The sequence below is a fragment of the Pseudomonas sp. 3B-A001-10F genome, from assembly GCF_056313565.1.
On sequence record NZ_JBQYFW010000015.1, the window covers coordinates 1 to 21,688 of the forward strand.

Sequence of the window (21,688 nt, forward strand, 5' to 3'; positions counted from 1 at the left end):
TTCGGGTAAAAAGAATGGCCCGAGATTCCTGACCAAAAAAGGAGATCCGGAGATCCGGCGGTTGACGTACAACGCCGCGATGGCGGCGAGTCGCTCAGCCAAGTGGAAACCATTTTACGAGTCTTACTTGGCCAGAGGCTTCTCGAAAACACAGGCGTTGGTGGCCCTTGCTCGCAAGCTCTGTCGAGTGGCATTCGCCCTGATGAAAAGTCAGGGCGAATACCGATTAGCCTGAGATTTTAGGGTTGCTGGGCAACATAGAATCTCCCACAGGTTCGGAGTTCACTCAAACAATGCGTCGAGGGCCTGTTCGAGGCGGGTCACGGCGATGATCTGCAAACCCGGAGGCGATTCCTTCGGCGCATTGCCCTTCGGCACGATCGCCCGCTTGAAGCCATGCTTGGCCGCCTCCTTCAGACGCTCCTGCCCGCTCGGCACCGGGCGCACTTCGCCCGACAACCCGACCTCACCGAACACCAACAGATCATGCGGCAACGGCCGGTTGCGCAAGCTCGACATGACCGCCGCCATCAACGCCAGATCCGATGCCGTCTCCAACACCTTTACCCCACCGACCACGTTAAGGAACACGTCCTGATCATGGGTCGGAATGCCGCCATGGCGATGCAAAACCGCGAGCAACATCGCCAAACGGTTCTGATCCAGCCCAAGCGTCACCCGACGCGGATTGGCCAGATGGCTGTCATCGACCAGCGCCTGCACTTCCACCAGCATCGGTCGTGTGCCTTCCCACGTGGCCATGACCACACTGCCGGGGACCTCTTCCTGCGCACGAGTGAGAAAAATCGCCGAAGGGTTGGAGACTTCTTTCAGGCCCTTGTCGGTCATGCCGAACACACCGAGTTCGTTGACCGCACCGAAACGGTTTTTCACCGCACGCAGCAAACGCAAACGGCCATCGGATTCACCTTCGAAATACAACACGGTGTCGACCATGTGTTCGAGAACTCGGGGACCCGCGAGCGCGCCTTCCTTGGTGACGTGGCCGACGAGGAAAATCGCCGTGCCGCTCTGTTTTGCATAACGCACCAGCAGCGCCGCGCTCTCACGTACCTGGGAAACACCGCCGGGGGCCGATTGCAGCTGTTCGGTGAAGATCGTCTGGATCGAGTCGATCACCATCACCTTGGGCTTTTCCTGACGGGCGGTGGCGATGATGGTTTCGATGCAGGTTTCGGTCATTACCCGCAGTTGATCCTGCGGTAAGCCGAGGCGCCGGGCACGCATGGCCACTTGCTGTTGGGATTCTTCGCCGGTGACGTAGAGAGCCGGCATGCTTTTGGCCAGGTTGCACAAGGTCTGCAACAGAATGGTCGATTTGCCGATACCCGGATCACCGCCGATCAGCACCACAGAGCCGTCGACCAGACCGCCACCGAGGACCCGGTCCAGCTCACCGGACGCTGTGGAAAAGCGCGGGATTTCTTCGATGCTGACTTCGGCCAGGGTCTTGATCTGCGCCTGCTGCCCGGCCCAGCCGGTGCGGCCGGTCGGTGCCGTGGCGCCGCCGCTTTCGATCATGGTCTCGGTCAGGGTGTTCCAGGCACCGCATTCACCGCACTGCCCGGCCCACTTGGGAAAGGTTGCGCCGCACTCGGTGCAACCGTACATGCGCTTGGCCTTGGCCATCAGAACCCCCGACAAAAACCGCGATGATAACGCACGTACCGCCGATCAGCGCGGCGCCGCACTACGGATTTCGCCACTGGCCAGACGCGTGGCGCTATTACCGAACGGATCTTCGGCATTCAGGTCCGCGCCCTTGGCCTTCAGCGCATCGAGCAATTCCAGACGCTTGAACAATCCGGCGTACATGGCTGCCGTCTGCCCGGCGCCATTGCGCTGATCGGGGCTGCAATCGGTGGCCATCAAGCGTCGGGCGATCTGTACTTCACCTTTGAAAATCGCCCCCATCAGCGCGGTGTTGCCACGTTGATCCTGGGCACAGGCATCGGCGCCGGCTGCAAGTAAACGCTCCACGGCCGGAGCCTGACCGTGATAGGCCGCCAGAATCAGCGCGGTGTAACCCTTGCTGTCGCGGGTGTCGAGGGAATACCCGGACTCGATGAACGTGTCGAGCATCGGCAAATCACCGCGTCGGGCCGCATCGAAGTAATAGTCGCGCAGTTGCGCCTGGATTGCCTCGGGACTCTGCTCGACCGGTGCCGCCCATGCCGCGAACGACAGGCAACCGGCCAAGAGTAAAAGACAGCTTCGCATCAGCATTCTCCTTTAACGGAACGGGGCCTGACTCAGGCCCCGCGTGCGCTGCATCGGTATCAGTCGACCAGTTTCGCTGCCAGCGCCTTGACCCGGCTCAGGTCGCCTTTGGCCACTTCAGTGACGCCAGTGCCATATTCCGGATCGGCCTTATAAAGGAAGGACAGGATGATGTGCTTGCTCTCATCATCGGTGGTTGCCAGCGAGCCGCCGAAGCTGTCGATCAAGTCCCGGCGTTCTTGCTTGCTGAACGAGCGATACAGATCGCCGGCCTGCTTGAAGTTCTGCTCACGCTGGATTTTCGCCTGCTGGGTGCTGCCCGATAGCGCCGATTGGCTGTAACGCGCGCTTGGTGTCTCGTCACGGGGTTGCAGTCGGCTTGGCTGGTAGTTCACACCGCTGTTGCTGGCACCGAAGTTCATTGCGCCATCCTGGTTGCCATTGTTCACGGCAACTTTCGGCGCATTGATCGGCAATTGCAGGGCATTGGCACCCAGGCGATACATTTGCGTATCGGCATAGGAGAACACTCGACCTTGTAACAAACGGTCTTCGGAAGGTTCGATACCTGGAACTACATTGGCTGGCGCCATGGCCACTTGTTCGGTTTCCTGGAAGACATTCGCCGGATTACGGTTCAACACCATTTGTCCAACTTTTCGCTCAGGAATACCTGGCCAGATCTTGGTGGCGTCTAATGGATCAAAATCAAACTTGGACAAATCTTGTGGTTTCAGCACTTGAATGTACAAGTCCCATTTCGGGAAGTTACCTTTATTAATGTTGCTCACCAAGTCATTGGTCATATGACTGTAGTCTTGACCCTGGACGTTCGCGACTTGTTTTGGCGTGAGATTATTAAGTCCCTGCAAGCTCTTCCAGTGAAACTTGACGTAGTGGACTTCACCCTTGGCGTTAATCAACTTGTAAGCATGAACACCATTACCGTCCATTTCTCGATAACTGGCCGGCGTTCCCGAGTTCGAATACAACTCGGTCAGGGTACGGGTGGCTTCCGGTACATGGGAGAAGAAGTCGAATCGGCGCGAATCGTCATCTAGGTTAGTCCGAGGGTCCGGTTTGAACGCATGCACCATGTCCGGAAACTTGATCGCGTCACGGATGAAAAAGGTCGGGAAATTGTTGCCGACCAGGTCCCAGTTGCCGTCGGCCGTGTAGAACTTGGTGGCGAAACCTCGTGGATCGCGCAGGGTTTCCGGCGAGTGATTACCGTGCACCACCGCAGAGAAGCGTACGAACACCGGTGTGCTCTGGCCAGCAGCAAACACTTTGGCCTTGCTCAGGTCGCTGAGATCGTTGGTGACCGTGAACGTGCCATGGGCGCCAGTGCCGCGGGCGTGAACCACGCGCTCGGGAATGCGCTCGCGATCGAAGCGCTGCAGCTTCTGAATCAACTGCACATCCTGCAGCAGCACCGGGCCGCTGGCACCGGCGGTCTGCGAGTTCTGATTGTCGCCGACGGCGGCACCGTTATCGCGGGTCAGGGGCGCGGCGTTAACCGAAAAGGTCAACAGGCTGGCGGTGAGTACACCGAGGGTGCGGCGACGGGGAAAAGCCCCCAGTCCAAGTGCGAAATTCATATCAGGATCCTCTGGTTGTTTTGGGGCGCATCCAGATGCGCCAACCCAAGGCTAGAGGCCTGCGACGTCGAACATAAATAGAAAGAACGTAACGCCATGATTGATAGAATTGGCTTTCTGATCAGCAGGTTACAGGATATAACGCGCGCGATTGGTGGCACTTTGCAAACTAATCGTCGATTGATGTGTCGATAAAAACGGGCATTGTAAGAAGGTGTTTCGCGCAGGACGCGTTTTGCTGATTTACACTGCGTACACCAAACTCATCTGTAACAAGGAAATAACTATGGGCGTGCTAAGCGAGTTCAAGGCCTTCGCGGTCAAAGGCAATGTGGTCGACATGGCCGTTGGTATCATCATCGGTGCTGCCTTCGGCAAGATTGTTTCGTCATTTGTCGGTGACGTCATCATGCCGCCAATCGGCCTGTTGATCGGTGGGGTGGACTTCAGTGATCTGGCCGTCACGCTCAAGGCCGCCGAGGGCAATGCGCCTGCAGTGGTAATGGCCTACGGCAAATTCCTGCAGACCATTCTGGACTTCGTGATCGTCGCGTTCGCCATTTTCATGGGTGTCAAAGCGATCAACCGCCTCAAACGCGAAGAAGCCGTGGCCCCTACCCTGCCACCGGTTCCGACCAAGGAAGAAGAGTTGCTGGGCGAGATCCGCGACTTGCTCAAGGCCCAGAACACCCGGCCCTGAATGCTGTGCACGATAGAAACAACGGCGCCTTCGAGGCGCCGTTTGTTTACCAGTAATTTTCCACAGCCACCTGACCGGGCCGGCGGGTCAGGCTGAGGCTCATGTGGCGTTTTTTCAGCAGCGCGCGGGTGTCATCGATCATCTGTGGATTGCCGCACAGCATGACGCGCGAGTGCTCCGCCGACAGCTCCACACCCGCGGCGCGCTCCAGTTCACCATTTTCAATCAGGGTAGTGATGCGCCCGTGCAATGCGTCAGGATGCGCTTCACGCGTCACCGTCGTGATGAACTGCAATTTGTGCGCATGTTCGCTGAGGTATTCACGCTGCGTGAGTCCGGCAATCAACGCCTGATAGGCCAACTCCCGCGCCTCGCGCACGCTGTACACCAGAATGATTCGCTCGAATTTTTCCCAGACTTCGAAGTCCTGCAAAATCGACAGAAACGGCGCCACCCCGGTGCCTGTGGATAACAGCCACAGATCGCGACCGTCGACGAAACGGTCCAGCGTCAGGTAGCCGAAAGCCTGGCGATCCACCAGCAAGGTGTCGCCGACCTGCAGCCGACTCAGCTCACTGGTGAACTCCCCGCCCGGCACGACAATGGAAAAGAACTCAAGAAACTCGTCAAAAGGCGACGACACCATCGAATAGGCACGCCACACAATGCTGCCATCGGCTTTGGCCACACCGAGCCTGGCAAACTGCCCGGCGCGGAAACGGAACCCTGCATCCCGACTGGTACGCAAGGTAAACAGGCTTGGGGTCAAGGGTTGAACATCAAGCAATGTCTGCGTGGTGTATTTCTCGGCACTGGCGGTCATGAGGCACTCCATTGAACGATTGCTGCCAGTGTCGCGCATATTGGTCGCCTTAAACACCGACGATGAGTAATGGCATTCAGCTATTCACCTACATGAATAGAAACTCAACTCATCAAGAAACCTTAAATGCAAAACTGAAAGTTAGGATGACGACCTGAATACTAAACGCCGTCATTCGCTAAGAACTTTTTATAAAAACATTCCCACCATCAATATCGAAAAAATTTAATACCCCTTGTATGAAACGTCCTACACTCCGTTGCGTGCCGGATCTTTTGGATCCATTTTGCGCCCCCCCAGCAATACCAATGGAGACTCTGTAATGGAAACGTGGAAGGAGTCGCAGTTAAAGCAACTGACTTTCGCCAGGGATATAGACGCTGCTTATACGATTCTGTTGAGATTCGCCGAAAACCTGGGCTTTAATTTTTGTGCCATTTCGGTTACTTCACCCAATCGGGAACTACGTCTTGATCCCTTGCAAATCAACAACTACCCCAAAGAATGGAACGCACAATATGATCAGAAACATTACAGTAAAATCGACCCACTAATAGCACACTGCAATCACTCAATGATGCCCATCGTCTGGAGCGAATCGGTATTCGCAGAAAAGCCTCAGCTTTGGCAGGGTTTGCAGCAATATGGACTGCAATATGGCTGGTCACAGTCGTTCCACCATGAGCAAAGCGGTTTGTGCAGCATTATCAGCCTGGCGCGCAAGCATTGCCCCATCAGTCCTCTGGAGTTGTATGAACATTTTGGTTATATGTTCTACGCCACCAGTCACCTGAGTGAACTGTTCGCCAGGACGCTGCCGCCCCAATCTCTCAAGCCCCGCCAACCGCACCTGTCGCCCCGCGAACTGGAGGTTCTGCAATTATCAGCCGGCGGCAAGACCGCTTATGAGATTTCGAAAATCCTCAGCCTGAGCGAACGCACCGTGAACTACCACGTGCAGAACGTCATCGAGAAACTCAACGTCTGCAACAAGATTTCCGCTGTCATCGCGGCCGCCAGAGCCGGCATCATCTGATCAAGCAGTCTTGCGTCCCCTATAAAACGTGCAGGTAATAACCAAGAAAAAAACGTACCATTCGCGACCCTCCTGAGTGATGACGTGAACGTTCGGCGTTGCAGTACACTCGGTCGGTGCCGCAGCACAATGTCAGGGCTGTGGAACACCCCGTTGATTACCCTGAGTTCCCGCCCCATGCCTTTGCTTGATACGCCCTTTGCCCAACTCGACCTGATCCGCCAGCCCGAACAGCAGAACGAACCGCTGCAAGCCTTCGATGCCGCTGACGAATACCTGCTCAACCATCTGGCGGCGCAGCAACCGGCGGCGGACACGCACGTATTGGTGCTCAACGACAGCTTCGGGGCCTTGGCTGCCAGTTTGTCAGGCAAGGTCAGGGTCAGTAGCAGCGGTGACTCATTCCTCGGTTTCCAGGGGTTGGAAAAAAACCTGCTGCGCAATGGTCAGGCATTCGACGCTGTTCGCGGGATCCCCGCCAGCGAGCCATTGGTCGGACCGTTTGATCGGGTGCTGATCCGCGTGCCGAAAACCCTTGCACTGCTGGAAGAACAACTGATCCGTTTACAGGGGCAACTCGCGCCCGGCGCTGAAGTCGTCGCAGCGGCCATGGTCAAACACCTGCCACGCGCCGCCGGTGATCTGCTTGAACGCTACACTGGTCCGGTGCAAGCCTCGCTGGCGGTGAAAAAGGCTCGCTTGTTGATCGCCACGCCTGAAGCAAAAGCCCCGGCCGTCTCGCCCTACCCGTCACGCTATCGCCTCGACGAGCCACCGATCGAGTTGCTCAACCACGCCAACGTGTTCTGTCGCGAAGGCCTGGACATCGGCACGCGTGCGTTCCTGCCGCATCTGCCGAAAAATCTGGGGAGCGCCCGAGTCGCCGATCTGGGCTGTGGCAACGGTGTACTGGCAATCGCGAGTGCTCTGCAAAACCCTGATGCGCAGTACACGCTGGTCGACGAGTCGTACATGGCGGTGCAATCGGCTAGCGAAAACTGGCGCGCAGCGCTGGGCGACCGCGAAGTGATCGTGCGAGCCGGCGACGGCCTGGCCGGACAGGAAGCGCAGTCGCTGGACGTGGTGCTGTGCAATCCGCCGTTCCATCAGCAGCAAGTGGTGGGCGATTTCCTCGCCTGGCGCATGTTCCAGCAGGCGCGCGAAGCGCTGGTAGTGGGTGGCGCGCTGTACATCGTCGGCAACCGTCATCTGGGTTACCACAGCAAACTGGCGCGGCTGTTCCGCGGCGTCGAGCAAGTGGCCGCCACACCGAAATTCGTCATTCTTAAAGCGCGCAAGTAAACCTCAAGGCAAAAAAAACCCTCCGTGAGGAGGGTTGCAAAACCGTACCCGAAGGCGCCGGGACGGGATGATTCAGTGCGTGGTCAGGCCTGCCGCGTTCATGAACAGGCGCATCAGGCTGGCGGCGATAAACAGCACGCCGACGCTACCGACCCAGATCAAGGCCAACCAGCCGAGCCGCTGCCACAGCGGTTTTTTTTCGGCTTCTTCAATGTCGTGCAGGGAATGTTTGCCGGTCATTGTTTCGATCCTCATCAGTCAGATCGATGGCGCCGTTGCCGACGCCATCGCGAGCAGGCTCGCTGCCAAAGGGTTTCGCTTAGTGATAACCGTCCTCATGGGTGACCTTGCCGCGGAACACGTAGTAGCTCCAGAAGGTGTAACCCAGGATGAACGGAATGATGAACAGCGTACCCACCAGCATGAAGCCCTGACTTTGCGGCGGTGCGGCGGCGTCCCAGATCGAGATCGACGGCGGCACGATGTTCGGCCACAGGCTGATGCCCAGACCGCTGTAGCCGAGGAAGATCAGTACCAGGGTCAGCAGGAACGGCATGTAGTTGGCATTGCGCGCCACAGCGCGGATCAGGCCGTACATTGTCACCAACACCAGAATCGGCACCGGCATGAACCAGAACAGGTTCGGCATGCTGAACCAGCGCGAAGCGATTTCCGGGTGTGCCAGCGGTGTCCACAGGCTGACGACACCGATCACCGCCAACAGCACGAATGCCAGTGGCCGCGCCAGATTGTGCATTTGCTCTTGCAACTTGCCTTCGGTTTTCATGATCAGCCAGGTGCAGCCGAGCAAGGCATACGCCACCACGAGTGCGGCGCCGCAGAACAGGGTGAACGGTGTCAGCCAGTCCAGTGAGCCGCCGGCGAACTGCCGATTGACCACCGGCAAGCCGTCGATGAACGCGCCCAGCGCCACGCCCTGGAAGAACGTCGCCGCCACCGAGCCGCCGATAAACGCCTTGTCCCACAAGTGGCGCTTGTCGTCCTTGGCCTTGAAGCGGAACTCGAACGCCACGCCGCGGAAGATCAATCCGATCAGCATGAAGATCAGCGGCAAGTACAGCGCCGACAACACCACCGAATAAGCCAGCGGGAAGGCGCCGAACAACGCCGCGCCGCCCAGTACCAGCCAGGTTTCGTTGCCGTCCCAGACCGGGGCGACCGTATTCATCATTACGTCACGGTCGACTTTGCCCGGGATGAACGGGAAAAGAATCCCGATGCCCAGATCGAAGCCGTCCATGACCACGTACATCATGATGCCGAAGATGATGATCACGGCCCAGATCAGCGGAAGATCAATACCCATGGCTCAAATCTCCTTGGTCAGGCTGGGGGTGTCGTGATCGGCATCGGCCGAATCGTCGGCGGCGGACAACGGACGCGCCGGAGTACGCTGCTTGCCTGGACCACCGTCCGGCGTCTCGGCGCCTTCGCTGATCTTCGGCCCTTTGCGCACCAAGCGCATCATGTAACCGAGACCTGCGCCGAACAGAGCGAAATACACCACCACAAACATGATCAGGGTGATGCTCATCTGCATGAAGCTGTGGTTTGAAGACGCATCCGCCGTGCGCATCAGTCCGTAGACCACCCACGGCTGACGACCGATTTCGGTGGTGAACCAGCCAGCGAGAATCGCGATCAGGCCGGAAGGCCCCATCCACAATGCCAGATAGAGGAACGGGCGCGAGGTGTAGAGCGTGTCGCGCTTACGCAGCCACAGGCTCCACAGACCGGTGAAGATCATCAGGAAACCGAGGCCGACCATGATCCGGAACGACCAGAACACAATGGTCGAATTCGGCCGGTCTTCCGGCGGGAATTCCTTTAGCGCCGGGACCTGTTTGTCCAGCGAGTGAGTGAGGATCAGACTGCCGAGGTACGGGATCTCCACGGCGAATCTGGTTTTCTCTTCTTTCATGTCCGGCCAGCCGAACAGGATCAGCGGCGTCGCTTCGTCGCCCTTGTTTTCCCAGTGACCTTCGATCGCGGCGATTTTCGCCGGCTGATGCTCGAGCGTATTCAGGCCATGGAAGTCGCCGATGACGGCCTGGATCGGCGCGACAATCAGCGCCATCCACATCGCCATCGACAGCATGGTGCGGATCGCCGGATTGTCCTTGCCGCGCAGCAAGTGCCAGGCCGCCGAAGAGCCGACGAAGAACGCCGTGGCGACAAACGCAGCCGTTGCCATGTGCATCAGACGATAAGGGAACGAAGGGTTGAAAATGATTGCCAGCCAGTCGGTGGGGATTACCTGACCGTTGACGATCTCGAAGCCCTGCGGGGTCTGCATCCAGCTATTGGACGCGAGAATCCAGAACGTCGAAATCAGCGTGCCGATGGCCACCATGACGGTGGAAAAGAAGTGCAGCCCACGTCCGACCTTATTCCAGCCAAACAGCATCACCCCGAGGAAACCGGCCTCAAGGAAGAATGCCGTGAGCACTTCATAGGTCAGCAACGGCCCGGTGACGGCGCCGGCGAAGTCCGAGAAGCGGCTCCAGTTGGTGCCGAACTGGTAGGCCATGACGAGCCCCGAGACCACGCCCATGCCGAAGTTGACGGCAAAGATCTTCGACCAGAAATGGTAAAGGTCACGGTAGGTGTCGTTATGGGTTTTCAGCCACAAGCCTTCGAGCACCGCGAGGTAACTCGCCAGGCCGATGGTGATGGCCGGGAACAGGATGTGGAACGAAATGGTGAACGCGAACTGAATTCGGGCGAGATCGAGTGCCTCTAAACCGAACATAAGTCTTCCTCTGTCAGGTAATACCGGCTTCGGGGCTTGTGGCCCCTGCGCCTACTGCCCCCACGGATATGGAGTGCGGCGAATTCTGATTCGTTCTTTTTTAACAACCATCGCAACGCAGGGAGTCTGGCCAACGGGCCACCAGAGCATGGCCCGGGAGGGTCTTGATCTGGATCAAGCAACGTTGAAAGAGTAGTCCCATTTCCGACGAACAACTGCGTGGTCGTTTGCCGCGTGACAAGTTGCCTCATCGGCGCGGCAATGCTCTGCAATGGATTTCTTGCGGCGAGCTGGAGGAAATCGATGTCTGGCTAACTAAATTTTTTGTCATAGCAACTTCCTGTTACAGACTGGTGATAACCTCGCGGTTCCCCTCGAGCCAGACCTGCCTTCAGATGCCCAGCCAAGAGCCCCTGCTGTTACGTCACCATCGTCCGTTTCTCGCTTTCTGGTTCGCGCGGATCTTCACCGCCAGCGGCTTTCAGATGCTCACTGTGGCAATTGGCTGGAACCTCTACCAATTGACCGGCAACGTCCTCGATCTGGGTCTGGTCGGGCTCGTCGAATTCGCCCCGCGTGTGCTGTTCATGCTGCACACCGGGCATGTCGCTGATCGTTACGACCGGCGCAAAGTCGCGGCGATCTGTCAGTCGTTGCAGGCATTGATCGCCCTGGCGCTGGCCATCGGCAGCGCCACCGATCACGTCACCCGCGAGATGATCTTCATCCTCGCCTTCCTGCTCGGCGCGGCGCGTTCGTTCGAGATGCCGACCACCCAGGCACTGCTGCCGAGTATTGTGCCCAGCGCACTGTTCCCACGGGCGGTGGCAGCGGCACAATCGGCGCAACAGTCGGCAACCATCGTCGCCCCGGCGCTGGGCGGCTTGCTCTATGCGTTCGGCAGCGTCTGGGTGTATGGCCCGACCGTGCTGCTGTATGTCATTGCCTGCACCTTGATGCTCAACCTGCCCGCGCGGCAAACGCCGTTGAACAAAGGCAAAGCCACGCTGGATTCGTTATTGGCCGGGATTCGCTTCATTCGCAGCCGCCCGGACATTCTCGGGGCGATTTCGCTGGATCTGTTTGCGGTGCTGCTCGGCGGCGCCACGGCGCTGTTGCCTGTGTTTGCTAAGGATATTTTGTTGACCGGGCCATGGGGCCTCGGCCTGCTGCGTTCGGCACCGGCGGTCGGCGCATTGGGGATGTCGCTGTTCCTCGCCCGATTTGCCGTAGAACGCAACGTTGGCCGAGTGATGTTCACGGCGGTCGGGGTATTCGGCGTTGCCACCATCGCCTTCGGCCTGTCGACCTCGTTCTGGTTCTCGCTGGCGGTGCTGGTGGTGCTCGGCGCGGCGGACATGATCAGCATGGTCATCCGCGCCTCTTTCGTACAATTGGAAACCCCCGACGAAATGCGCGGCCGGGTCAGCGCGGTGAACGGGCTGTTTATCGGCGCTTCCAATCAGTTGGGCGAATTCGAGTCCGGTGTCACCGCTCACTGGTTCGGTACTGTCCCAGCGGTGGTCATGGGCGGGATCGGCACGCTGGTGGTGACCGGGACGTGGATCAAGTTGTTTCCGACGTTGGCTAACCGGGATCGGATGCATGTGCCGGTGGAAGAGGTGAAGGTCTGACAACCTCCAAAACACAAAATAACTGAAAAGGTGCGGTACATAGTTACCGCACCGAGTGTAATGTATCGCCTTACACTCCAGCCCATGATCAAATCCTTCACTGACAGAAGGCAGGCTCATGCCCATGCACAACCCGCCACACCCCGGCGAAACCCTGCTGATGGATGTTTTGCCCGAGCTTGGCATCAGCGTGACCGAATTGGCCCGACACTTGGGCTTCGCGCGCCCACATCTTTCCCGTGTACTACACGGACATGCGCCAATCAGCCCGGATCTGGCTGTGCGTCTTGAGCGTGCTGGCATTGGCAAGGCGCGTGTGTGGCTAGGCGTACAAACCGACTACGATCTGTGGCAAGCGGAGCATCGGGAGCAACCGGTTATCGAACTGATCGCTGTCCACGCCTGACACCTCCAGCCACTACAACTCCCCCGCCACTTTCACCCGCAAGGCCTTGCCGCCGAGTTGCTCGACCAGCGTCAAGGCAAACTCCAGCGCAGCGCTGGAACCTTGCGCGGTGATGCAATTGCCGTCGACCACCACCGGTTGATCAACAAACGTACAGCCCGAGAGTTGATGGCTGGCGCTGGGCAAACAGGTCATGCGTCGTTGACGCAGCACTCCAAAGGTTTGCAGGGCGACGGCCGGGGATTCGGCGATGGCGGCGAACAGGCGTCCGGCGCTGGCTTGATCCTTGAGCAGTTGTTGCAGCGGTTGATGTGCGGCCAGATGTTGTGAACCGACAACACCGCCGGGCAGTACGATCAGGTCGAAGGTTTGCGCCAGCACATCGACCAGCATGCCGTCGGCGGTCAGGCGTGTACCACGCGCGCAGGTCAGCATGCGTCGTCCTTCAATACTGGCGGCGACCACTTCGATGCCGGCGCGGCGCAGCACGTCGATCAGGGTCACGCTTTGCAGATCATCGATGCCCTCGGCGAGGGTAATCAGGGCTCTAAAGGTCATGGGCGCTATCCGCTGGGTGATACTTGAAGCGTAGTCAGCTTCACCCGGATCGCGCTGCAACAGCCGTTACTTGATGTAAAGCTGGGTCGACATCGTGTTGCGTGGCGCGTTGATCGAGGTGTTGCTGAAGGTGAAGGTACCTTCCTGTTTGCCCGCCAGATCGAAGGTATAAAGAGAACCGACGGTGCTACGGCCCGGACTGCACTCGGTCAGGTTGCCATTATCAAAGGCACATACCGGCGCTCGGGTGCCGTTCACTTCGAAACCATCCAGCGTGGCATGCGGCTGGCTCTGGCCGTATCCGACTTCCAGTACATAGACTTTGATGCTCGGCCCGTTGTGATTGCATTGGGTCTGTGTCTGCCCATCACCAATGTCTTCCAGGCCACAGGCCGGCGATTGCACCTTGATCACTTTCACTTGGGTCAACGGCTCCGCCGAGGCCGCCAGCGCTACCGGCGTCACGGCCATCAGCGCGGCAATCAAACCCAAAACCTTTATCCAGCAACTGCTCATGCGCTTCCCGCCCCGAAAAAATCAGCGCGCAGTATGGCGCAGTTGGCTTCTAGGCAAAACTTCGCCGACGATCGACACCAACAACCGCCATATTCCTCACGCTGCTGGTATGATGCGCGGCTTTTTCCGGCCCACCACAATTTTCCAGGCGCTTGCGATGGTCTGTGCTTTGCTGTTGAGGTCGATACATTCACGGCGCCACGCGCGCCACGGGGAGCAGACATGCTGGAAAGGCTGTTTCAACTCAAGGCACACAACACCAACGTGCGCACCGAGATTCTGGCGGGCATCACGACTTTCTTGGCCATGGCCTACATTCTGTTCGTCAACCCGAGCATTCTCGGTGAGACCGGCATGGACAAGGGTGCGGTGTTTGTCGCCACCTGTCTGGCGGCTGCGATCGGTTCGACGATCATGGGCCTGATCGCCAACTACCCGATCGCCCTTGCGCCGGGCATGGGTCTGAACGCCTTCTTCACCTACACCGTCGTCCTGCACATGGGCCACACCTGGCAAGTGGCGCTGGGTGCGGTGTTCATCTCGGCCGTGTGCTTCTTCCTGTTGTCGATCTTCCGTATCCGTGAATGGATCATCAACAGCATCCCGCTACCGCTGCGCTCGGCGATTGCTGCCGGTATCGGCCTGTTCCTGGCACTGATCGCCCTGCACAACGCTGGCATCGTCGTCAGCAACCCGGCGACCATGGTCGGCCTCGGTGACTTGAAAGCCCCGGCACCGATCCTCGCCACCCTCGGTTTTGCCCTGATCGTCGCCCTCGAAGCATTGAAAGTGCGCGGTGCAGTACTGATCGGCATTCTGGCCGTGACCATCATTTCCATCGCCATGGGCGTCACCCCGTTCAACGGCGTGACCTCGATGCCACCTTCGCTGGCGCCGACCTTTATGCAGCTGGACATCAAAGGCGCACTGGACATCGGTCTGGTCAGCGTGATTTTCGCCTTCCTGTTCGTCGACCTGTTTGACAACTCCGGCACCCTGATCGGCGTTGCCAAGCGCGCCGGCCTGATGGGCAAGGACGGCCACATGCCGAAAATGGGCCGCGCACTGATCGCCGACAGCACCGCGGCCATGGCCGGTTCGTTGCTGGGTACGTCGACCACCACCAGTTACATCGAATCCGCTGCCGGCGTGAGTGCGGGCGGGCGTACCGGTCTGACCGCCATCGTCGTGGCGATTCTGTTCCTGCTGGCACTGTTCTTCTCGCCACTGGCGGCCAGCGTTCCGGCCTTCGCCACCGCGCCGGCACTGCTGTTCGTCGCCGTATTGATGACTTCCGGTCTGGCCGAAATAGACTGGGACGACATCACCGTTGCCGCACCGGTCGTGGTGACCGCGCTGGCCATGCCGTTCACTTACTCGATCGCCAACGGCATCGCGTTCGGTTTCATCGCCTGGACCGTGATCAAGTTGCTGTCCGGCCGCGCTCGTGAGCTGAACCCGGCGCTGGTGATTCTGTCGATTCTGTTTGTGATCAAGTTGGGTTGGTTCAACGCATGACATTCGATTCCCAGGCTTACGCCGAGCAACTTGAAGCCAAGGTCACGCGTTTGCGTGATCTGCTGGCGCCGTTCGATGCCCCCGAGCCGACCGTGTTCGACTCACCGCTGCAGAACTTCCGTCTGCGCGCCGAATTCCGCCTGTGGCGCGAAGGTGGCGAGCGGCATTACGCGATGTTTTCTCAGGACGACAAACGCACGCCGATCCTCATCGAAGCGTTCCCGATTGCCAGCCTGCGCATCAACCAGTTGATGCCGCAATTGAAAGCGGCGTGGCAAGCCAGTTCGGCGCTGAGCCACAAGCTGTTTCAAGTGGAGTTTCTGACCACACTGTCTGGCGATGCGATGATCACCCTGTGCTATCACCGCCCGCTGGACGAACACTGGCACGCGGCAGCAACCAGGTTGTCGGCGGATCTCGGTGTGAGCATCATTGGACGCTCGAAGGGCAAACGCGAAGTGCTTGGCCTCGATTACGTGGTCGAAAAACTCGAAGTCGGCGGTCGCACCTTCAGCTATCGCCAGCCGGAAGGCGCGTTCACCCAGCCGAACGGCACGGTGAACCAGAAGATGCTCAACTGGGCGTACGAAGCACTCGGTGACCGCACTGACGACTTGCTGGAGCTGTATTGCGGTAACGGCAACTTCACCCTGCCGCTCGCGACTCGCGTGCGCAAAGTGCTGGCTACTGAAATCAGCAAAACCTCGGTCAACGCGGCATTGAGCAACCTCAGCGAAAACGCTGTGGATAACGTCACTCTGGTGCGTTTGTCTGCCGAAGAACTGACCGAAGCGCTCAACGAAGTGCGCCCGTTCCGTCGCCTGCAAGGCATCGACCTGAAGAGCTACGAGTTCGGCAGCGTCTTCGTCGACCCGCCGCGCGCCGGCATGGATCCGGACACCTGCGAGCTGACCCGCCGCTTCGACAACATCCTGTACATCTCCTGCAACCCGGAAACCCTGGCGGCCAACATCGCCCAGTTGCACGACACGCACCGTATTACCCAGTGCGCGTTGTTTGACCAGTTTCCGTGGACGCATCACATGGAATCGGGTGTGTTGTTGACTCGCCGCTGATTGCTAATGCCGGATACGAAAAAGCCGTCGTGATTGACGGCTTTTTTGTGGGTGTTTACAACGCGGGATCGGCCTTGCGTGGTCGCCCGCCCTTTTTGCCATTCGCCCGAGCAGCTTCGGACTTCGCAGCACTGCTTTGACGACCGTTACGTGAAGCAACCACCGACGCAGCCATCCTCATGAGTGACGGGCTCGCTGAAATCATCCCGGCAATGGAAACGTCAAGGTCTTTGCCCTCATGGCAAAGCGCAGTGCCTGCGAAGCCGACTGTCAGCCCCTCGTAATCGCCTGCATCAAACCCGTCAAACTCTGGATACTGGTTCACCGGAAGCAACACACCACTGCCATCCTCAAAACGGATGACCAGAGATGATTCTTCAAAGGTTACGGAGACAGCCTGCAAGCTACTCGCTCGGCGTGCCTCCCCTTGCAGGATGGCGGCGTCGATCATCTCCTCCGTCAGGGGACGATGTGTGGATGGCTTAGCCTTGATGACTTTCATAAATCGATTTCCACTCCTTCCAATGCGCCTATCAATGTCAGAAGAGTTTTGCCCTCTTCTGGCAGATAACGCGCCGATCCCACTCTGTATGTCTTGTCAGTAACGAGTTTCATCCCCAGCACTTCGTTTGAATGGCTGTCCCACAATTGATTGTCGAGACAGACAGTTTGCAATCTTGACCACCAGATCCCGCGTGCTCGTCGCAGATGAGCAGGCTGCTCAAGAGATCGACACAAGCCATCCAGCACGGTTAACGGTGGTCGACGAGAAAGCGGCATGACATCCCAAAGCTCAATATCGTTGTGCCAGAAACTGAACTGTAATCGGGCGCTCCAGCTACCTGAATTCACGTGAACGTGCGGGGGCAATGCTCATCTCGCAACATGATGACAATCGACAATCCTTTGTAGCTGCACACCTTCATGCCAACCCATCAGTTAGGTTAATAAGTTTCAGGATTCAAGATTCCTTTCAAATCCGACGACTGGTGATCGGCACATGACGTTTCACCGCTTTTCAGGCTAGCGTCGCAACAGGTTATGAGCCGGGCAATCTCCAGTGAAAAACGTAAGCAAAGCTGTCGTCATATCTCGATCAATATTGCTTCTGTGCGATCACCGAACATAAAACGCCACGTCCATTTTTGTTCAATTGACCATGGTAACCATCTAGTACATTTTATCTCCACAGGCTGAAATCCTCGGCCAAAGCCAAAAACAATAAGTGGAGTTACCCCTCATGCCCCCTATCGTTCTGGTGCTCAACGGCCCGAACCTGAACCTGCTCGGCACCCGCGAGCCGGCGACTTACGGTCACGAAACCCTGGCGGATATCTCGGCGTTATGCGGTCGCGCGGCAGAAGAGTTCGGCCTGGCCGTGGAGTTTCGCCAGACCAATCACGAAGGCGAACTGCTCGACTGGATTCACGCCGCCCGTGGCCGTTGCGCCGGGATCGTGATCAATCCGGCCGCGTGGACGCATACTTCGGTGGCGATTCGCGACGCACTGGTGGCCAGTGAATTGCCGGTGATTGAAGTACACCTGTCCAACGTCCACGCCCGCGAGCCGTTTCGTCATCACTCGTTTGTCTCGGCGATTGCCACGGCGGTAATGGCCGGGTTTGGCAGTCATGGCTATCGCCTGGCGCTGGAACATTTCAGCCAGCGGCTGAAGGGGTAACTCGCATGTCTCGCTCTAACGTAATACTCGCCGGGCTGATCGGCGCCGGTATTCAGGCCTCGCGCACGCCGGCGCTGCATGAGCACGAAGGTGATGCCCAAGGCCTGCGTTATCTGTACCGACTGATCGATCTCGATCAACTGAAAATGGACAGCACCGCCCTGCCCGACCTGCTGCTGGCGGCCGAGCGGATGAACTACACCGGGCTGAACATCACCTTCCCGTGCAAGCAGGCGATCATTCCGCTGCTCGACGAATTGTCACCGGAAGCCAAAGGCATCGGCGCGGTGAACACGGTGGTGCTGAAGGATGGCAAGCGTGTCGGCCACAACACGGACTGCCTCGGTTTCGCCGAAGGTTTTCGCCGAGGTCTGAAAGACGCCGCCCGCGAGCGTGTAGTCCAGATGGGTGCCGGTGGCGCAGGCGCGGCAGTGGCCCACGCGTTGTTGAGCGAAGGCGTACAACAACTGAGTATTTTCGACGTCGACCGTGACCGCGCCGAAAGCCTGGCGAACAATCTCAATGAGCATTTCGGCGTTGCTCGTGCGATCGCCGGGCATGATCTGCCGAGCACGCTGAATCTAGCGGACGGGCTGGTGAATACCACGCCGATGGGCATGGCCAAACTGCCGGGCATGCCGGTGCCGGTCGAACTCCTGCGTAAGGATTTATGGGTGGCGGAGATTGTGTATTTCCCGCTGGAAACCGAACTGCTGCGCAACGCCCGCGCGCTGGGTTGCCGGACGCTGGATGGCGGCAACATGGCGGTGTTTCAGGCAGTGAAAGCGTTTGAATTGTTCAGTGACGTGGTGCCGGACGCGCAGCGGATGCTCGCGCATTTTCAAAGCATGAATGGCTGAGTTCTTTCCCCCTGCTCGCGAAGGCTTACGGCCAGCCAATACATCTGTTGACTGACACACCGCTTTCGCGAGCAGGCTCGCTCCCACAGGGGAATGTGTCAGGCCTGCAGGTAGCGCAGCACCGATTCGCAAATCATCTCGCGATGCCGCTGTTTGATGCTTTCATCCGGCAGATCGATCTGAAAGATCTCGCCAAACGTGTGCCGGTTCGACACGCGATAGAAGCAGAAAGAACTGATCAGCAAATGCACATCCAGCGCATCCAGCCCTACACGGAAAACACCTTCAGCAGCACCACGACGCAGAATCTCGCCGAGTGAATCGAGGATGGTGTTGTTCATCGCCTTGATCGCATCGGAACGCTTCACGTATTCGGCGTTATGGATGTTTTCGATGCTGACGATGCGCACGAAATCGACGTTGCGGTCGTGGTGATCGAAGGTGAATTCCACCAGACGCCGAATCGCCTCTACCGGCGCCAGCTCGGCCAGGTGCAGACGGTTTTCGGTGCTGCGGATGTCACCGTAAAGCTTTTCCAGCACCTCGACGTACAACTGCTCCTTACTGCCGAAGTAGTAATAGATCATGCGTTTGGAGGTGTGGATTCGCTCGGCGATCGCATCGACGCGAGCCCCGGACAAGCCTTGCTGGACGAACTCGACGATCGCCTCCTGCAAGATGTTCTCGCGGGTCTTTTCCGGGTTGTTCTTGCGACTCTTGCGCGGCTCTACAGTGGAAACTTCAGGAGCTGCGGAAAGTTCTGTATTCATCGTCATTGCGGGCTCACGGCCATCACTGCACAGGCGGCGATTATGGGCTGCGCAGCACAGTGAAGGAAGCCGCGCGGCCCGTGTTTAATCCCGCGTTTACGAATTTCCTACAACTTCGCCTGGCGCACGGCACCACTGCGAGATTTGGCCATCGCCGCCAGACGCACCGCGACGTTCGCCGCGCCATACCCGGCATAGCCGTTCTTACGCTGGATGATCTCGAAGAAGAAGCGCCCTTCAAACGGTTCGGTGTAGACGTGGAACAGCTCACCGCCCTGCGCATCACGGTCGTACAGAACGTTGTAATACGCCAGTTCACTGAGAAACTCGTCGTCAAAATCGAAGCGCGCGGCAAGGTCGTCGTAATAGTTGAGCGGAATATCCAGCAGCGGCACGCCGGCTTCTTTGGCGCGACTGACTTCGGCGAAGATGTCGTCACAATCGAAGGCGATGTGGTGCACACCGGAGCCGCGATAACTCGACAGCGCGTGGGAGATGGCGGTGTTGCGGTTCTCGGAGATGTTCAGCGGCAAGCGGATCGAACTGTCGCGGCTACGCAAGGCGCGGCTCTTCACCAGACCATACGGATCAGGCAGCACCACTTCATCGTCCGCCTCGAAATCCAGCAGGCTCTTGTAGAACAGCACCCAACTGTCGAGGCTGTCGGCCGGCAACGCCATGGCCATGTGGTCGATGCGTTTCAGACCGCCACGGGCGGGAGCATCTGCCAGCAGATTGAAGTCGGTGCCATAAACGTCGGCCTGCTCATCCACCAGATAAATCAGGCTGCCGTCCGGCGCGCGCACCGCCGCCAGTTCCAGTTCGTTGGGGCCGACCAGTCCACGATAGGGCTGACCTTTGTAAGCGACGGCGCGTGCCAATGCACTGGCGCTGTCCTTGACCCGCACAGCCGTGGCACACAGCGACGGGCCGTGAGCCTCGAAGAAGCTGTGGGCAAAGGAATACGGTTCGGAGTTGAGGATCAGGTTGATGTCGCCCTGACGCAGCAGGCTCACACTCTTGGAACGATGCTGCCCGGCCTTGACGAACCCCAAGCGTTCCAGCCAGTTCGACAGCTTGGCGCCGAGGCTTTCATCAACGGCGAACTCAAGAAATTCGATGCCGTTGTACTCGCTGGCCTTCGGTGTTTCGAAAAGGATTTCGCGATTGGCGACAGGCGTCGCTTCCTGCTCGAGACGCTGGCGGGTCTTCTCTTCCAGATACAGCAGTGAACGTAAACCATCGGCGGCATTGGCCCGTGGCGGCGCGGCGCGGAAGCCATCGTTGAAAATTTCCAGCGACAGCGGCCCGGCGTAACCGCTCTGGATGATCGGCGCGAGGAAACCCGGCAGATCGAATTCGCCCTGTCCCGGGAAGCAACGGAAATGCCGGCTCCACTCCAGCACATCCATGGCCAGGATCGGCGCGTCGGCCATTTGCACAAAGAAAATCTTGTCGCCGGGAATGTCGGCAATGGCGCGGGGATCGCCCTTCAACGACAGCGTATGGAAGCTGTCGAGCAACACGCCGAGGCTCGGGTGATCGGCCTGACGCACGATGTCCCAGACCTGTTGATAAGTATTCACGTGACGGCCCCACGCCAGCGCTTCGTAACCAATGCGCAAGCCGCGCGCGCCGGCATGCTCGGCCAGCAGGCGCAGATCATCGACTAGAATTTGCTGATCGCCGACGCTGTCGGCCGAGGCGTTACTGCAGACCAACACCAGGTCGGTGCCCAGCTCCTGCATGAGGTCGAACTTGCGTTCGGCGCGCTCAAGGTTACGCGCCAGGCGATCACGGCGGCAGCCTTCGAAATCGCGGAACGGCTGAAACAGAGTGATGGCGATGCCGAGATCGGCGCACATCTGTTTAATTTCCCGCGGGCTGCCGTCGTAGTACAGGAGGTCGTTTTCGAAAATCTCCACCCCGTCGAACCCGGCGGCGGCGATGGCTTCGAGTTTTTCCGGCAGGGTGCCGCTCAAGGAAACGGTGGCAATGGAACGCTGCATGTTTCAACTCCCGGACTGCGCCGCTTTATCTTTACTGTAGGAGCTGCCGAAGGCTGCGATCGTTTGATCTTTATTGCTGAAAAGCAAAATCAAAAGATCGCAGCCTTCGGCAGCTCCTACACAGGATGATTTTTATAGTGGGGGAAATTATTGGCTGCATCGAACGTGGCAGCAATTTAAAGTG

The 21,688-nt window shown here is 58.4% G+C and carries 22 protein-coding genes and 1 pseudogene; 10 read left to right on the forward strand and 13 right to left on the reverse strand.

Annotation, left to right across the window (positions count from 1 at the left end; translation table 11 throughout):
- Window positions 1-235, forward strand: a 235-nt coding sequence (locus tag AC0ZWN_RS15410; protein ID WP_476335616.1) for a transposase, incomplete at its 5' end; no start/stop codon positions are given.
- 47 nt (window positions 236-282) lie between these two features.
- Here the strand turns inward: AC0ZWN_RS15410 and radA are convergent.
- The 3 genes from radA to katB are packed head-to-tail and all read right to left on the reverse strand — an operon-like array spanning window position 283 to window position 3,842.
- A complete protein-coding gene (gene radA / locus AC0ZWN_RS15415) occupies window positions 283-1,650 on the reverse strand; it encodes a DNA repair protein RadA (RefSeq protein ID WP_007909773.1) in 1,368 nt (455 codons plus the stop codon).
- A gap of 45 nt (window positions 1,651-1,695) precedes the next feature.
- On the reverse strand, window positions 1,696-2,241 hold the full coding sequence (locus AC0ZWN_RS15420) for an ankyrin repeat domain-containing protein (protein ID WP_476335618.1): 546 nt from the start codon (window positions 2,239-2,241) through the stop codon (window positions 1,696-1,698).
- 59 nt (window positions 2,242-2,300) lie between these two features.
- On the reverse strand, window positions 2,301-3,842 hold the full coding sequence (gene katB, locus AC0ZWN_RS15425; protein WP_476335619.1) for a catalase KatB: 1,542 nt from the start codon (window positions 3,840-3,842) through the stop codon (window positions 2,301-2,303).
- A gap of 286 nt (window positions 3,843-4,128) precedes the next feature.
- On the opposite strand from katB, the gene mscL reads away from it, so the two are divergent.
- Window positions 4,129-4,542: a large-conductance mechanosensitive channel protein MscL gene (gene mscL, locus AC0ZWN_RS15430; RefSeq protein ID WP_093434751.1), complete on the forward strand. Its 414-nt coding sequence runs from the start codon at window positions 4,129-4,131 to the stop codon at window positions 4,540-4,542.
- 46 nt (window positions 4,543-4,588) lie between these two features.
- Here the strand turns inward: mscL and AC0ZWN_RS15435 are convergent, their stop codons facing one another.
- Window positions 4,589-5,365, reverse strand: coding sequence for a ferredoxin--NADP reductase (locus AC0ZWN_RS15435; protein WP_476335621.1), 777 nt, complete (start codon window positions 5,363-5,365; stop codon window positions 4,589-4,591).
- Window positions 5,366-5,687: 322 nt separating this feature from the next.
- On the opposite strand from AC0ZWN_RS15435, the gene AC0ZWN_RS15440 reads away from it, so the two are divergent.
- Together AC0ZWN_RS15440 and AC0ZWN_RS15445 are read left to right on the forward strand one after the other, a co-directional pair.
- Window positions 5,688-6,401 carry an autoinducer binding domain-containing protein gene (locus AC0ZWN_RS15440; protein WP_460096983.1) on the forward strand — a complete coding sequence of 238 codons (714 nt, stop codon included), beginning with the start codon at window positions 5,688-5,690 and terminating at the stop codon, window positions 6,399-6,401.
- Between the two features lie 177 nt (window positions 6,402-6,578).
- Window positions 6,579-7,703, forward strand: coding sequence for a methyltransferase (locus AC0ZWN_RS15445; RefSeq protein WP_476335622.1), 1,125 nt, complete (start codon window positions 6,579-6,581; stop codon window positions 7,701-7,703).
- A 72-nt stretch (window positions 7,704-7,775) separates the two neighbouring features.
- On the opposite strand, the gene AC0ZWN_RS15450 is transcribed toward AC0ZWN_RS15445, so the two are convergent.
- The 3 genes from AC0ZWN_RS15450 to AC0ZWN_RS15460 form a co-directional block, all read right to left on the reverse strand.
- Window positions 7,776-7,943 (reverse strand): DUF2474 domain-containing protein, encoded by a 168-nt coding sequence (locus tag AC0ZWN_RS15450; RefSeq protein ID WP_095048725.1) that lies wholly within the window; start codon window positions 7,941-7,943, stop codon window positions 7,776-7,778.
- Between the two features lie 79 nt (window positions 7,944-8,022).
- Entirely contained in the window at window positions 8,023-9,030 is a 1,008-nt protein-coding gene (gene cydB, locus AC0ZWN_RS15455; protein WP_093434736.1) for a cytochrome d ubiquinol oxidase subunit II, read from the reverse strand.
- A gap of 3 nt (window positions 9,031-9,033) precedes the next feature.
- Window positions 9,034-10,476, reverse strand: a complete 1,443-nt coding sequence (locus AC0ZWN_RS15460) for a cytochrome ubiquinol oxidase subunit I (RefSeq protein WP_093434734.1) — start codon at window positions 10,474-10,476, stop codon at window positions 9,034-9,036.
- Between the two features lie 395 nt (window positions 10,477-10,871).
- Between AC0ZWN_RS15460 and AC0ZWN_RS15465 the strand changes: the two genes are divergently transcribed.
- Both AC0ZWN_RS15465 and AC0ZWN_RS15470 read left to right on the forward strand, forming a co-directional pair.
- Window positions 10,872-12,110 (forward strand): MFS transporter, encoded by a 1,239-nt coding sequence (locus tag AC0ZWN_RS15465; protein WP_007909739.1) that lies wholly within the window; start codon window positions 10,872-10,874, stop codon window positions 12,108-12,110.
- A 118-nt stretch (window positions 12,111-12,228) separates the two neighbouring features.
- Window positions 12,229-12,516: a HigA family addiction module antitoxin gene (locus AC0ZWN_RS15470; protein WP_095048728.1), complete on the forward strand. Its 288-nt coding sequence runs from the start codon at window positions 12,229-12,231 to the stop codon at window positions 12,514-12,516.
- Between the two features lie 12 nt (window positions 12,517-12,528).
- On the opposite strand, the gene AC0ZWN_RS15475 is transcribed toward AC0ZWN_RS15470, so the two are convergent.
- Entirely contained in the window at window positions 12,529-13,074 is a 546-nt protein-coding gene (locus AC0ZWN_RS15475; RefSeq protein WP_095048729.1) for a DJ-1 family glyoxalase III, read from the reverse strand.
- Between the two features lie 66 nt (window positions 13,075-13,140).
- Window positions 13,141-13,590 (reverse strand): DUF4879 domain-containing protein, encoded by a 450-nt coding sequence (locus tag AC0ZWN_RS15480; RefSeq protein ID WP_476335624.1) that lies wholly within the window; start codon window positions 13,588-13,590, stop codon window positions 13,141-13,143.
- A 222-nt stretch (window positions 13,591-13,812) separates the two neighbouring features.
- Here AC0ZWN_RS15480 and AC0ZWN_RS15485 point away from each other — a divergent pair, with 222 nt between their 5' ends.
- Together AC0ZWN_RS15485 and trmA are read left to right on the forward strand one after the other, a co-directional pair.
- Window positions 13,813-15,108 carry an NCS2 family permease gene (locus tag AC0ZWN_RS15485; protein WP_095048731.1) on the forward strand — a complete coding sequence of 432 codons (1,296 nt, stop codon included), beginning with the start codon at window positions 13,813-13,815 and terminating at the stop codon, window positions 15,106-15,108.
- Window positions 15,105-16,184, forward strand: a complete 1,080-nt coding sequence (trmA, locus tag AC0ZWN_RS15490; protein ID WP_476335625.1) for a tRNA (uridine(54)-C5)-methyltransferase TrmA — start codon at window positions 15,105-15,107, stop codon at window positions 16,182-16,184. The genes AC0ZWN_RS15485 and trmA overlap by 4 nt, the downstream gene beginning before the upstream one ends.
- A 55-nt stretch (window positions 16,185-16,239) precedes the next feature.
- Here trmA and AC0ZWN_RS15495 read toward each other — a convergent pair whose 3' ends face one another.
- Window positions 16,240-16,686 (reverse strand): DUF2442 domain-containing protein, encoded by a 447-nt coding sequence (locus AC0ZWN_RS15495; protein ID WP_008084597.1) that lies wholly within the window; start codon window positions 16,684-16,686, stop codon window positions 16,240-16,242.
- Window positions 16,683-17,110, reverse strand: a pseudogene (locus tag AC0ZWN_RS15500) (DUF4160 domain-containing protein). Before AC0ZWN_RS15500 ends, AC0ZWN_RS15495 begins: the two are co-directional and overlap by 4 nt.
- Window positions 17,111-17,424: 314 nt before the next feature.
- Here AC0ZWN_RS15500 and aroQ point away from each other — a divergent pair.
- Together aroQ and AC0ZWN_RS15510 are read left to right on the forward strand one after the other, a co-directional pair.
- Entirely contained in the window at window positions 17,425-17,865 is a 441-nt protein-coding gene (gene aroQ / locus AC0ZWN_RS15505) for a type II 3-dehydroquinate dehydratase (protein WP_008084592.1), read from the forward strand.
- A 5-nt stretch (window positions 17,866-17,870) separates the two neighbouring features.
- Window positions 17,871-18,725, forward strand: a complete 855-nt coding sequence (locus AC0ZWN_RS15510; protein WP_476335626.1) for a shikimate dehydrogenase — start codon at window positions 17,871-17,873, stop codon at window positions 18,723-18,725.
- 98 nt (window positions 18,726-18,823) lie between these two features.
- On the opposite strand, the gene AC0ZWN_RS15515 is transcribed toward AC0ZWN_RS15510, so the two are convergent.
- Window positions 18,824-19,501 carry a TetR/AcrR family transcriptional regulator gene (locus AC0ZWN_RS15515; protein ID WP_095048736.1) on the reverse strand — a complete coding sequence of 226 codons (678 nt, stop codon included), beginning with the start codon at window positions 19,499-19,501 and terminating at the stop codon, window positions 18,824-18,826.
- A 101-nt stretch (window positions 19,502-19,602) separates the two neighbouring features.
- Window positions 19,603-21,504 (reverse strand): 3-dehydroshikimate dehydratase QuiC, encoded by a 1,902-nt coding sequence (quiC, locus tag AC0ZWN_RS15520; protein WP_095048737.1) that lies wholly within the window; start codon window positions 21,502-21,504, stop codon window positions 19,603-19,605.
- Between the last annotated feature and the right edge of the window lie 184 nt (window positions 21,505-21,688).